General features: G+C 65.8%; 10 protein-coding genes. 1 reads left to right on the top strand and 9 read right to left on the bottom strand.

The window, feature by feature from the left end; genetic code table 11:
• Positions 1-510: 510 nt before the first annotated feature.
• The 9 genes from AC1DR1_RS10025 to AC1DR1_RS09985 form a co-directional block, all read right to left on the bottom strand.
• Complete coding sequence (locus AC1DR1_RS10025) at positions 511-669, bottom strand: DUF6760 family protein (RefSeq protein WP_229992144.1); 159 nt, start codon at positions 667-669, stop codon at positions 511-513.
• On the bottom strand, positions 666-1,130 hold the full coding sequence (locus tag AC1DR1_RS10020; protein WP_229992145.1) for a hypothetical protein: 465 nt from the start codon (positions 1,128-1,130) through the stop codon (positions 666-668). The genes AC1DR1_RS10025 and AC1DR1_RS10020 overlap by 4 nt, the downstream gene beginning before the upstream one ends.
• The gene (locus AC1DR1_RS10015; protein ID WP_223986860.1) at positions 1,130-1,573 is read right to left on the bottom strand and encodes a phage tail protein; all 444 of its coding nucleotides are present in this window, start codon (positions 1,571-1,573) and stop codon (positions 1,130-1,132) included. The genes AC1DR1_RS10020 and AC1DR1_RS10015 overlap by 1 nt, the downstream gene beginning before the upstream one ends.
• Positions 1,574-1,597: 24 nt before the next feature.
• Positions 1,598-3,019: a phage tail sheath family protein gene (locus AC1DR1_RS10010; protein ID WP_229992146.1), complete on the bottom strand. Its 1,422-nt coding sequence runs from the start codon at positions 3,017-3,019 to the stop codon at positions 1,598-1,600.
• Positions 3,020-3,597: 578 nt separating this feature from the next.
• Positions 3,598-7,860, bottom strand: coding sequence for a phage tail protein (locus AC1DR1_RS10005; RefSeq protein ID WP_476992543.1), 4,263 nt, complete (start codon positions 7,858-7,860; stop codon positions 3,598-3,600).
• 18 nt (positions 7,861-7,878) lie between these two features.
• Positions 7,879-8,676 carry an eCIS core domain-containing protein gene (locus AC1DR1_RS10000; protein ID WP_229992148.1) on the bottom strand — a complete coding sequence of 266 codons (798 nt, stop codon included), beginning with the start codon at positions 8,674-8,676 and terminating at the stop codon, positions 7,879-7,881.
• A gap of 117 nt (positions 8,677-8,793) precedes the next feature.
• On the bottom strand, positions 8,794-10,881 hold the full coding sequence (locus AC1DR1_RS09995) for an ATP-binding protein (protein WP_229992149.1): 2,088 nt from the start codon (positions 10,879-10,881) through the stop codon (positions 8,794-8,796).
• A 19-nt stretch (positions 10,882-10,900) separates the two neighbouring features.
• A complete protein-coding gene (locus tag AC1DR1_RS09990; protein ID WP_229992150.1) occupies positions 10,901-11,554 on the bottom strand; it encodes a Pvc16 family protein in 654 nt (217 codons plus the stop codon).
• A 178-nt stretch (positions 11,555-11,732) separates the two neighbouring features.
• Positions 11,733-12,356 (bottom strand): response regulator transcription factor, encoded by a 624-nt coding sequence (locus AC1DR1_RS09985; RefSeq protein ID WP_229992151.1) that lies wholly within the window; start codon positions 12,354-12,356, stop codon positions 11,733-11,735.
• A 249-nt stretch (positions 12,357-12,605) separates the two neighbouring features.
• On the opposite strand from AC1DR1_RS09985, the gene AC1DR1_RS09980 reads away from it, so the two are divergent.
• The gene (locus tag AC1DR1_RS09980; protein WP_229992152.1) at positions 12,606-13,421 is read left to right on the top strand and encodes a COG1470 family protein; all 816 of its coding nucleotides are present in this window, start codon (positions 12,606-12,608) and stop codon (positions 13,419-13,421) included.
• Positions 13,422-13,495: the final 74 nt, after the last annotated feature.

The raw sequence follows: 13,495 nt of genomic DNA, 5'->3' as shown, positions 1-13,495 counted from the left end.
AAGGCCATCCAGGGTTCCACTGGCCTGGGGGTCGCCGTCCGGCCAACCGCCATCCTGCCAATCGCCGCCCAGCTGGTTGCCGCCCTGTGTGCCGCCGTCGGTCCCGGCGCGCTGGATCGTCGGCATGCCGCCAAGCCTGCCCGGCACCGGCCGGACGTGTGGCGCCGGAGGCGGCAACAGTGTCATCTCCACTGAGGGCGCAGTGTAGCCGCCGGAGCCCGGATCGGGACCGCCGCCGTCGACGTCGATAACGCCTGCCGGCGCCTGTGTGCTGACCAGGTGGGTCATGGGTCCGGTGAAGGACGGATCGCCCCATGAGGCGAGGGAGCCGGTGAAATGGTCCGGGTCCGACGTCAGCTGAATGCTGCCGGCACTGCGCTGCAGCGGCGGCAGGAAAGCCCAGCCGGCGGGCGCAATCCGGGGCTCAGCAGCCGCGGGTGCTGCCGCTTCGCGCGGTTCCTGGCCGGGCGGGGGCTCGGGCCGCTCCCGTTGCCAAGGCCACCGCATGGTTCACCGTTCCTGGGTCAGGCGCGTGTTGATTGCCGCTATCTCCCGGACATAGCGAAGCCGTTGGCCGTGTTCCAGATCCAGAATGTCATCCAGGGGCCAGTGGAAGTGATAGGCCACGTACGACACCTCCTCGTAGATCCGGTCCGGCGTGTACGTCATGATTCCCCCAGGCGGCCACCGGCGAGGTCGGCGGTAAAACGGTGGGAGCATTCCGGGCACGTAACAGCGATCCGGGTATGGCCCTCGGCATTGATCCGCCGATAGAAGTCCTGAAGGAATGCGACGTCGGAGGCGAACATGTTTTCCACGACGGCAGAGGTCACAGCCCCCAGCGTGCCCAGGGAGGTGATCACCCTGCCCAGAAGGACCACGGTCGTATACGCCGCATTCTCCTGGACGCGGGCGTCATAGAGCGGCAGCAGTTCGTCCCGTGCGGTCGCCAGCCGCATGACGCCGGATTTGTGGACGGTCCCGTCCTGGTCCACGTAGCCGCGGGGAAGCTCGAAGCTGAACTCGGTACGGAGCGGCTGACGTCCCTTGTCCGGCCTCCTGTCAGCCGGGACGCCGGGGGCATCGGCCTCCGGGTCCGGCATCACCACCGCACCATGTGTCCGCTGCATCACGAGATAGTGGATTCGTCGTAGCAGATGACGAACTTCTCTGTGGCCTGCTCCGTGGCGCCAGCCTTCAGGGAATTCAGTTCGACGCTCTTCACCCAGCAGTTGACGAAGTTATAGGTTTTCAGCGTCTCCCCTTTGTAGTCCAGGAGTGAGACGGCGGCAGTCTTGCGAGCCCCGGCGACGTCGCCCTCCATGACTTTCTTGAGCCAGTCGGTCACGGTTTTGCTTTCGGTCAGTCCCCTGGTGACCGTCAGCTCGCCCGCTTTCGGCCGGCCGATGAGCTGGCGGACGACGTATTTGCCGTCCTTCGTCTGCTGCTTCAGTTCGATCTTGTCGACCTCGGTCTTGAGGCCGCTCACCTCGATCACCCTCGGCACTTCGATGCCGTCAATCGTGACGGTGAATCCGTTCGCTGATGAGTTGTCAAAATCGCCGAGGGCCATGGTCTTGCTCCTTTTGAACTGGGATTACTCGCTCACGAGGCTGGTGCCGCCGGAGAACTGGGACAGCTGGAAAATGACGAACTCGGCCGGCTTGACCGGGGCCACGCCTATCTGGCAGACCACCTGTCCAGCGTCGATGCCCTCGGCCGGGTTGGTCTCTTCGTCGCACTTGACGAAGAACGCCTGTTCGGGTGTGAGCCCGAAGAGGGCGCCCTTGCGCCATTCGTTGGTCAGGAAGGCGCTGATGGTGCGGCGGATGCGCGCCCACAGGGCAGGGTCGTTCGGCTCGAAGACTGCCCATTGGGTGCCCTGCAGGATGGACTCCTCCAGGTAGTTGAAGAGGCGGCGGACGTTCAGGTACCGCCATTCGGCGTCGCTGGACATGGTGCGTGCTCCCCAGACGCGGATGCCGCGGCCAGGAAAAGTGCGGATGCAGTTGACGCCGATGGGGTTCAGCAGTTCCTGTTCCGTCTTGGTGATCTGGGTCTGCAGGCTGGTGACGCCGCGGATCACCTCGTTCGCGGGCGCCTTGTGGACGCCGCGGGTGTCATCGTTGCGGGCCCAGACGCCGGCCATGTGGCCCGACGGCGGAATGAACCGGTTCGTTCCGGTGCTGGGGTCGAACGCCTTCACCCACGGCCAGTAGAGTGCCGCGAACTTGGAGTCATAGCCGCCGCCGTCCATGCGCCAGTTCTTGATCTGCTGGGCGTTGAGGTTGGGCGGCGGGTCGATGATGGCGATGCGGTCCCCCATCAGCTCGCAGTGGGCAATGGCGGCGAGCTGCACGGCTTTGACGGTTTCCAGATCGATGGCGCCTTGCTCGTAGGCGGCCAGGAGGTCCGGCACGGCCACCATGGTCACTTCGTCGACGGCCTCGAGGCCGCTGAATCCGGTGCGGTCGGCGGCATCGCCGACGTAGTCGTCCACGTTCAGCTTGTCAGTTGTTGGCGGTTCAGGCTCAGGCTCCGGTGCGACCAGCTGGATGGTCCCCTTGTCCGGTTTGACGAGGGCACCGCCTGTGGCAATCTCCTCAATGGTGACGATCTTCGATTCGGCGCTGATCTTGGTGGCGACGTTATTGTTGCCACGTTTGGTGGTGACGTTGTCCCAGACCTCGGGCGGCTTGCCCTCCACCGTTATGACGATCTTGAACTGGTCCTCGGACGGATTTTCACCCCCTGGGTCGGCAATTTCGACCGTTACAGGCTTGGGGTTGGCTGCCGTGGACTTGGCGGTCACGCGGTATCCGGCGAATTCGGCCGTCGGGGACGCCGTCACTGCCTTTGGCTGTTGCTTCGGTTTGTCCTCCCGCGCTCCGTCGGCGCCGATGCGCACCACGTAGCAATTCCCTCCGCCGTTGAGGAAGTAGCCGTAGACGGCATGGGCAAGGTACGAGCCTGGGACGAAGTCCCCAAAGGTGTCGGAGAACTGGGTCCAGTTGGACACTAGGGTTGGTTCATTGTCCGGACCCTTGGCGGCAAGCCCGACGAATGCAGCGACTGCCGTGCCTACTCCCTCGATTGGACGAGTGCCCGCTCCGACCTCGTTTACATACACACCTGGCGAAAGATAGTTCGGCATTTTGTCTCCTCAGTGAACCCAAAACGTGGTTCAAGGGTCCCGCGGAGGCGTGTGCGGCGGTACGGCTATCTGGATGCGCTCATGGGAAGGGTGGAGTGCACGAAGGGGCAGAATCGGGGCCGCTCGGTTGGTAGCAAGGACGATGGCTTGCCGTGCTCTGATTTCATCTCTTGCCCTCGGCCCCGATCCGGACGACGAAGCACTCGGCATGTTGCATTCTCGAAGACCCCGACGTTGGGTCCCAGCCTGATCCGGAGTTGAGGGAGCCGATACGTCCGGCTGTATGCCTAGTGCGGAAGCTATTCGTGCCGATCAGACACTGACGGTTGTGCCGTCCTCGTGTTTACTGATCGCAGGGTGGCGCCCGCCTTCTACGCAACTGACAGCGGGATCGAGGGCCGCGCACTGGAATGATTCCACTACTAGGACGGTCGAGGCGGACTCTAAGGGCCTCTGCGTGCCTGGCCGTAGAAGTGGCGCAACAACTTGAGCATCGATTCCTTGGTGGGAACAAGATGTGCATTCACGATGCCCTTCGCCCGCAACTCGCCTACGATGTGTGTCYGAGTCTGGAGGACCCAGGCGGACCAACGTTGCCTCACCTGTTCGACGAGCATTGTGACTCTCACTTGGCTGCGTGCGATCGACTCTGACTTCAGCCGTCCCGACTCTCCGAGCGGAAGATGGGTTGCCGGCCCCAGCGCCGATCCACTCGCCATCACCTCCCCTAGATTCGCGGCGCCGGATTGAACCAAGGTATGTGACATTGCCGTTGTGGTTGCGACAGGTTGCTGCACCAGTCCAAACCCTCGGTCCAAGAATCGAAGGGGCTCGATCACGTGCGTTAGTTGAGTCACTGCCCGAAGAGCTGCGGCGGGTGGCAGAGAAGCCCGACCTGTTCGCACCGGTTCGTTCGGATCGCCGCGGAACCCATGTGCTGCCAACATCGCTGCTGTTGGCGTGCGACCTTCTCGGGAAATCAACTGCATAACACGGCTGATCTGAGCGTCGGACATCCCGTTCTCCCGGAGGGTCCTGACCACTCCCATGACATCGCCCGTGGCAGCCGTCGCCGACGGCGTTCCGTACGCGCCAACTTCGTTGAGCTTTACGTTGTGCGGTTGGCTTCGATTCGGATTCAGCATCTCCGTCAACTGCCCGCCCTCCGAGGAGGACGTCGCAATGGCGAATCGAGGGACATTGCTCGAGCCGGACTGGCGGTGGGCCTCCAAGGCACCTCGTCTCGCCGCGATCTGTTCCGCACTTGAAACGCCTTCGACTGGCGCTGGGGCGTGAGTTGTCGCTCCCATGGCAGGGGCCCCGCGCCTCGCAACTGAACCCGCATACGCCTGTTCGTGCGGCCCCCGCACTGCCAACGCCGATGATCCCTCCAAGCCCGTCGCGAAGAACTGACGTTCCACCTCGGCCGCCGTTCGGGCAAATTCTGCGGCCGCAACCGACTCGTCCATGTAGGCAATTACGTCTGTGAGTCGGACCGAAGTTGGGTTAATCGCACCCGATATGGCCCACCGCGTTCCCTGTTTGATCGGCTTGAGCTCAGTCAGGCCATACCTGAGCTTGATTGCGGACAAGAGAGGCATCAAGAGGCGTTCGGCGACCTTCCGGCCAGCGAATCGACGGAGCGCGGATTCCCCGGCGGCCATGGCTTTGGCCAGCCGTTTCTGCTTACCCTCCGGCGTATCGTCACCTCCGCGGACCTTCGCGAGCGCCTTCTGGCCGAGCTTCTTCGCCCCAGCCTTCACCTTCCCGGCGAAGCCCTTGATCCCGCGGATGATCGGTCCAGCGAGCTTGAGGCCGGCCTTGATCACGAAGTCGAGGGCCTTGTTCACCGGCTTCTGCAGCGTCTCGATGATCTGGCGGATCTTCTGGCCGATGCCGCCGAGGCCGATCACACTGGCGAGGAAGCCGATGAGGATCGGGACCATCTGGCCCAGGACATCTTCGATCTTGTTCACCACGCTGCTAACGTTGCCGCGCACGATGTCGGCGACCGAGTCGATGATGGTGTTGACGAACTTCATGATCCGTTCGGCGTTGCTCACGAAGAACATCACGACGTCGTAGATCAGTTTGCAGGCCTTGATGAAGGCCGCGGCAGGGTTCAGCAGACCGATCAGCCACGTGATGCCGGCGGTGATGATCTTCGTGATCACGAAGTCCTTCACCTGATCCAGGATCATGTCCTTGATGTTGCCGAGTTTCTCCAGGAGCATCTGCCACAGGCCCGCGACGCCCTGGCTGGCGATGACCTGGAAGATCTCCACGCCCTTCTCCACGGCGGCCATCGCCGGCTCGCCGATCTGCTTGACGATTCGGTTGCGGATGTTGGTCCACGCCAGCCCAAAGATCGAGGCGAGCAGCTTGATGATGCCTTTGATGTCGAAGGTGTCCGGAAGCTCGACGCCCCCCTCGGCAAGTGCGCCGAACAGCCAGCCCATCAGGCCCTTCTTGAGGTGGCCAAGGATGTTGTCCTTGAACTTGAGGATGCCGCCCTTCACGCCCTCGATCAGGTTGCCCAGGAAGGCCACCGGATTCTTGATGATGTCCCCGACGACGCCGGCCGCGCGTGAGAGCACGTTCTTGAGCATCCCGGCGAGCTCACGGATGGTGTTGATGATCGCCTTGATCGCGCCGATCGCCTTGTCTACCAAGCCCTTGTTCTCTGCTTGCAGGGTCTCGATCCGCTCGTCAAGCCCCTTTCGCGCCTCGACGTACTTGGTCGCCAATGCATCAACCACCGACTCCTGCTTGGCATTAACGTCGCTCTCAAGCGCCTCGAACTTGTCGCCGATTTCCTTCGTCGCCTCGGACCCGAGCTTCTGCAGGTTGGCAGGGAGGCTCTTGACGTAGGCAGCGATCTCAGACTTGCCCCTGGCGATCCGCTGCTTGGCCGCAGTCAGGTCGTTGCCGACGATGTCCGCCACGTTGGAGATCACTGCGTTCATCTTCGTGAGGTACAACTCCCGGCCGGCCTCGTAAAACTCGTTGACCTTCGGCGGCATGCCGGCGATCTTGTCCCGGAGCCAGCGGTACCCGCCGAGCCAGCCGCCGTACCGGTCCTTCTTGTACGCAGACATCTTCGCCTCGACGTAGGCCTCGAACGCCGAACGGGCCCCGGCCTCACCCTTCTCGAAGGCAGCGTCCACCTTGGGATCGATCCCGTCGAGGGTCTTCTTCACGTCGGCTTCGGTGGCCGCGAAGATGCCCTGGATCTTGGCCGTGATCTCTGCGCGCTTCGACTCGTCCTTCGACTTAGTCTTGCCTTTATCGGCCATCAGGTTCGCCAGGGCCGTCGCCTTGGCAGTTTGCATTCCAGTAACGCCCGCCGCGGTCTGCGCACCGGCCTCCGCCTTGCCCTGTTGGAGGACCTGCTGTTCCTGCTGGCGGAACTCTGCTGGCGCGGCCTGGGCATGCTCGGCTGCGGCCTTCTTGTCGGCGAGGCCTTGCTGGAATTCAGGCTCGTTCGACTGCGCCAGTTGCTGCTCGCTGACCTCGGCGTCGGCCATCTCCTGGTTTGCCTGGTGCGGGCCGGCGGCGAGGTTGAGCTGCTCTGCCGGTRCCGGCTTGGGCACCGCCCCCGCGGCCGGGATGGGCACGGCCTGGCCCGGCTGCTCCTGGGCCATCGGGGTGACAGGCTTCGGAACAGCCTTGGACTGATCCGGAGGGGCCGCAGTGGCCGCCTCGATGTCCTTGGACTGCCCGGCTTTGCCCTGGCCGACCAGGCCCTTGACTTGCCCCTTCGCCTCACCGGCTTTGCCGGACTTCTTGTATTCGTCAGCTTCCTCAAGGGTCTTGGGCGACTTCGCCTCAATCGCCGCCTTGACCGCTGCGATGAATGCCTGTTTGTCGAAGGTACCGGGCTGCTGGGCGTCCATGGCATCGACTTTGGCCGCCTTGGCCTGCCCTGCGACGTCGTCGGTCGGCGGCAGCGCGGCCCCTTGGGCCTCCTTGGCCTTGGACGCGGCCGGAGGGTGGGCCTTCTTAGCCCCCGCGAAGCCCTTGATGCTGCCCGTGACCTGAGTGAAGGCCGGATCTTCCTCAGGGCGGACAGGGACCGGTGCCACGGGAGGCTGGAAAAGCTTGTCGGCAGGCAGTGCAACGGGCGCCAAGATGGCCGGTGCGGCCCCTCCCCCTGAAGGGGGCGCCTTTCCTCCGGCCGAGCCCTTCCCCGGTCCGCCCACCTTAGCGGCTGCAGCTTTCCCGAGCGGGCTGACCGCAGGGATCGGCTTGGGTGGCGGCACCGGTTTCTTGGCGGGAACAGACCCGGGGCCGAAGCCCGTCTTCGTTACCGCGAGCGCTGAAGCCGAAGGCTTGGGGCCCTCAAGTTCAACAGGTACGCCTGCCGCTTTTGCGGCCTTAAGCCCCTTCTCTACTGTGGCGATCGCGGGCTCGTCCCTTCGGATCTCCTTCAGGGCTGCGTCGATCTCTGTGGCTGCCTGCTCCCCGGGGGATTTCAGCTTTGCCGCCATGAGCGCACCGACAGCGGCGTTGCCGGCCAGTCGCTGGAGCGCCAGCACGGCGTATGGCCCGACGGCGGCGCTTGCTGGCCTGCCGACCCTTTCGCGGCCGTCGGCGAGCGCCTGAGTAGCCTCGGTTCTCGCCGTACCGGTGGCCTGGCGCGCGACTGTGGGCCCAACGCGTTGCGCCGGAACCTTGCCGGGTCCGCCGTGAAAGGTCGTCGTCATGGACCGCTCCCGCCGGGATCAGCCCGGCTCTTCCTCTTCCGCCTCGTCGCGCTGCACGGCCCGCCCGTCAACGAAGGACCCTTGGGCGGTCTCCTCCTCTTCCTCTTCTCGCTGCAATGATTCCTCTCGCTGTAGCGCGGCGCCTTCGGCAAAGCTCCCTTGGGCTGTGTCCTGGTCAGCATCGCGCTGGACGACGGCGGCGCCCGCCGCGAAGCGCTGTGCCGCCGGAGCGGCCGGGACGGGTGCGGACATAGCCCGCTCGGCGGTGGCGGTCGCCTCACGTTCAAACCTGTCGGACGGATCACTCACGCGCACCCCGGTTCCCGTGGCGGTCCCGTCCACCGGGCCGCTCCGCTGCTGGACCACATGTGTCAGTTCGTGGGCGATCATCGTACGGCCGGCGTCGGAGCCGGGATCGTAATTGTCCCGCTGGAACACGATATTGGAACCCACCGTGTAGGCGTGGGCGTTCACCGATGCCGCGGAATTGTGGGCGGCCTCCCCTGTATGGACGCGGACGTCGGAGAAGTTGTGGCCCAGGCGGCCCTCCATGTCAGCGCGCACGGGCTCCTCCAACGGCTGACCGGCTCCGGACGAGACGACGTCGAGCACAGGTGACCCTTCCTCCTCCGCGAGGCCGCGCACACCGCTGTTGCCGACGGCGCGCTGAAGCGCCAGTAAGCCGCGGGACCCGACGACGTCGGTCCGGGCGGCGGCCGCCGCCCGATACAGCACCGCAGGCTCCGCTGCTTCCGCCCGCGCCGGCTTGGCCCCCGGGACGTCGACGTCGGACTGGTCATGGTCGTGGCTGTGCATGGCGCACCCCTTTCATCAGACCTACACCGACGATGCGCCCGGCAAGGACGGCCCGCAAGCGCCGCCACGGCGCCGGAAAGGGCAGGCGCTCCTGCCCGAAAGGGCAGCGGTGCGACCTTAGGCGCCGGATCTCTTCGCAGTGGAAAGCAGCCCCCAATACGGGCCGAACTCGCTCTCCAGCGTTAGCCGCCCCAGCTTGCGGTATTCGCGTTGCACGGCGGTGACCAGATGCGCCATGGTCACCGTCCCGCCGTCGTCGGCTGCCAGGTACGCGCCGGTGACGGCCGCGGACCGGATCGCCCCGCCGGCCAGTTCGAAGGCCTGCCCCAGGAAGACGAGGTCAATGTCCGCTGCCCGGCCGATCGTCCGTCCGAGGCACCGGTCCCAGAGCACGCTGCGGTGCGCCGCATCAGGCAGCGGGAAGTCCACGACGACGTCGAGCCGGCGGGTGAACGCCTCGTCGATGTTCGCCCGCAGGTTCGTTGCCAGGATGGCCAGGCCGTCGAACGTCTCCATCCGCTGCAGCAGGTAGGCGCTTTCGATATTTGCGTAGCGGTCATGGGCGTCCTTGACCTCGGATCGACGCCCGAAGACGGCATCAGCCTCGTCGAAGAGCAGCACCCCATTGACGCCCGCCGCAGCCGTGAAGATCCGCTCGAGGTTCTTCTCCGTCTCCCCCACGTATTTGTCGACGACGGTGGCCAGGTCCACGACATACAAGTCCAGTCCCAGCGCCCGGGCGACCACTTCGGCGGACATCGTCTTCCCGGTCCCGGAATCTCCGGCAAACAGGGCAGCCACTCCGTGCCCGCGTCCGGCTCCCGGCCGCATGGCCCAGTCACCGAGGACCTTTTCCCGGTGCTTGGCCCGCAGCGCCACCTCCTTGAGGGCCAGCAGCACGGCATCGGGAAGGACCAGGTCATCCCAGCCCACCACCGGCTCCACCCGGCGGGCCAGCCGGTCAAGGGCCGATCCGTTTTCGGCGCGTGCCCCGGCACTGAGATGTGAAGCGGTGATGCGGCCGTTGGCGGTCAGGGTGGCCTGCACCTGAGCGGATCCGGCGGCCCGGGCAACCTGCTCCGGGCGCAAGCGGAACGCCGAGGTGGCTGCCGCCACGTCCACCCCATCGAGCGGGCCTAGCGCGGCCCGCCACAGATCCGATCTCTCGGCCGACGTGCTGACCGGGACCTCCACCAGCAGCGGCGGATGCCTGGTCCACGCCGGGTCCCACGCGCCGTCCCCGGTGAGCAGCACAGGCTGCGGTTCGGCATGCAGGGCCTCCAACACGGCGGGTCGGTCCGCCACGGCAGCAAGGGGCCCTGCCACCAGTCCGGTGCCCCGGAGCCTCGCTTCCCGTACGGCGAGTTCCACCAGCTGGAGCGGATCCCGTTCGGCAGCCAGCCGCACCAAGTCCACATACACGCCGTCGCATCCCCTGGACCGCAGCGCCTCGGCTGCCAGCACGCGGCCGGAACCAGTGGCAGGCTCCCGAAGATAGGCGAGGAGGACCCCGGCTCCCAGTGCCCGGGAAAGCGGCGAAGCATCACCCCAGCTCACGGCCGGACGTTCGGTCAGCACAGCCTCGAGAGCCGGTTCGGCGGTGTCATCACCCAGCAGATGCCCGACGACGCGGTCCGGCACCCGCAGTGCCCGTCCGGGCAGCGGGCGCTCGGCGTCCTCGACGACAAGCAGCCCGCCCCTAATGAGCGGGCCGGAAAGCAGCCGGGCCCTGCCGTCGGCTGCGGACAGGGGTGTGCCGCAGAGCGCCAGAGCGACGGCCACGGAGGGGCGGCGGCGGGTGACGTCGTCGTTCAGGTAGCCGAATAGCTGCTCGAAGCGCGGATCCAGATCGGCGGCGAGCGCGACAAGAAGCAAATCGATGTCCAGGGGCAAGAGGCCGAAGGTGGCGCCGAGCTCCCGGAGCCGCAGCCGGTGCCCTGCTTGCTGGGCCTCGTCCGCTAGTTGTTCGCAGTGCAGCTGCCGGGATGAGACACGGCCTGGTCCCTCTTCGGGTCCGTCCCCGTCCACGGACCGGGGAACTTCCCCGAGCAGGCGGTCCACGGCCTCATCGCTGAGATAGAGCCCGCGGAAAGGGTCATCCGGCTGCGGGTCTTCGGCGCGGCGGGCCGCCACGAGCAGGCGGATGCGTTCCTCCACCACTCCGACGCGGCCGAGCACGTGGGCGAGACTGGGATTCGCTGTCATCTTTGCCGTCACCGATCAATCACCCGGCCGTCCGGCGGGGGCCGCGGATCGCGGCAGGCGGAGGGGTGTGCTGGCGGCGGCCCACGTCGGCGGCGCCACCTGTCAGGTCGGCCATATCCAGCTGAGTCCCCTGGGATGCCGGCGGCCCTGCCTGGTAGACAATGCCGGTGTCCACCGGGGCGATGACCACGATGTCGAGGGACGGCTTGAGCTCTCCCCCCAGGGCGGACCACACATCGGCGAACGCACGGTCCTCGGGCGGGGGAAGCCCTACCGTTACGGGCACCACCAACCCGGTCTCCGCGAGCGGGCCGACCACGAGATCGTCGGGGAGCGCGTCGTACTTGAGGAAGCAGCGCAGCAACTGGTCAAGCAGGCGGTGCTCGTCTTCCGGGCGCTGTGTCCACGCCGTGACCAAGTAGGACAGCTTGAAATAGCGGGGAGCGGGCCGGCGCGTCCGGACGTATCCGTCATCTCCTCTCTGCTCGGACAGGCCGCGTTCCCTGCGCCGGACGTCCTCACGGATGTCATAGAGGTACAGGTTGACGGTGGGAGCGTTGCGCCGGGCGGCCCAGTCCTTGGTAGGCGCGTCGAACACCACGTCCACCTCAGAGCCGCCCAAGGCCTCGTTCCTTACCAACGTGCGCAAGGCATCGTCAATCTGCGCAATCACGGTGTATCCCTCCCAATGAGCTCCGGCCCAGCCCGTACGTTGCAGCGGTCTCCCTGCCTATGGAGCCCGTGGCAGGCATCACGGCACCGTACAGTCCACCGTGGCCGCCTACACCACCGTCCGGGACCCGGGTCCGGGCACACCTACGGGCAACAGATCCGGGTGCTAGGGGCAGGGCCTAAATCAAGCCCTCCCGCAGTGCATATGCGACGGCATGGGACCGGTTGCGAAGCTGGAGACGCGTCGTAACGTCATGAACGACGTTCTTCACCGTCCGCTCCGAGTAGGACAGCTGGTTTGCGATCTCGGACGTGTCCAGCCCATCCGCCAGCAGCCGCAATACTTCTACTTCTCTGGGTGCCAAGCCGGTAAACATGATTCCGCGCGGCCCCAGGACGTGCCGCTGCAGTTTGCCGACCTGGTCCAGGAGACGGCCGAGCAGATCCGGAGGTACGCTGCCTTCACCGGCAGCGGCGGCCGTGATCACTGCCACCAGGCGGTCCGGTGTCGCTTCGCTGCGACGGACCAGGCCAACCACCCCGGTTTCAACTGCCTTGACGAGGTCGCCGTCGTCGAGGTGGCCCGCCACGAGGACGGCGCGGGACAAACCGCGCCGCTGCACAATGCGGAGCAGCGTCAGTGCGTCGTCGTCCACCGAGTCCGTTACGACGACGACCACCTGCGCCGGCTCAGCGTCGTTCGCCCTGACCACCCGCACTTCGGGGCGCGCCCGCAGCTCGCTGGCCACGCCCGCCTCGGAGATCGGGTCACGCGCGTGGACCCGGACAGTTATTGGTTCCATGAATCCTCCCATCGAGAATGCGGGGCTGACTGGGTGGGGCACGGTCTGCCGTACTTGCCTGTTCCATCCCGCTAGATCGACCATAGCGGGCGGTGCTCTTCGTGCAGTCAACACAGGCTCAACGGGCAGCAGCAATGCCCGCAAGTCCGGCCGACGGTGGTGCTGTGCCCCCGCGCGTCCCCCATAACCTCAGAGTACGGATGAGGACCTTTCGCCGTTGGACGCAGAGTAGGTCCGCAAGGAGGAGCCATGAGCACCACTGCAACACTGGATTCGCCGCTGGTCAGCCTTGAGCCCGGTGCCAGGGCGACTGTTCCGCTTCACATCCGCAACGACGGCGAAATCGTCGAGGAGTACAGGCTCCAAGTTGTGGGGCCGAGCGGCTCCTGGACGGAAGTGGTGCCCGGAATCGTGTCCCTCTACCCGGGCCAAGACGCCACCGCCTCCGTGGAGTTCCGGCCGCCGCGGTCCTCCGAAGTCCCGGCCGGGGAATTCCCCTACGCGGTGCAGGTGCTGCCGACCGAGCATCCGGAGGACGCGGTTTCTCCTGAGGGCATTTTCCAGCTTCTTCCGTTCCACGAGACGGCGGCTGAACTGCTGCCCCGGCAGTCCCGGGGGTGTTTCGGCGCCCGGCACCGGGTCGCCGTAGACAACTATGGAAATGTGCCCATCACCGTCACCCTCACCGGTTCCGATCCAGGCGATTTGCTACATATTTCCATGCGTGAGCCGACTCTGACCATTGCTGCCGGAACTGTCGAATTCCCCCGTGTTCGAGTGCGCGCGCGAAGAACGATCTGGCGCGGGATGCCTGCCGTGCACTCTTTCACGGTGGCTGCCAAACCGGCGGACGGCCCCCCTGTTGTGCTGGATGGAACCCACTTGCAGGAGCCTGTCCTGCCGCGGTGGATCGTCAAAGCCGTGCTCATCCTTATGCTTTTCGTCTTGATCCTGGTGGCCCTGTCGTTTGTGCTCCGCGATCCTCCCGGGGTAACCCGGGCTGCCGGGGTGAACGACCCCGTAGCATCGGCCAGCCAGACATCCGCTGCGCCGGTTCGGCTGTAGGCGCCCTATGCCTACTGGGCCAGCTCTCCGCGCAGGAGACACCGCGCTCTGCCCTTTGTTCGACGGCCCCAAAC

The sequence above is a fragment of the Arthrobacter sp. P4_F10 genome (assembly GCF_056401435.1).
Note: the sequence above shows the minus strand (reverse complement) of the source record. Positions and strands in the feature narration are given on the sequence as shown.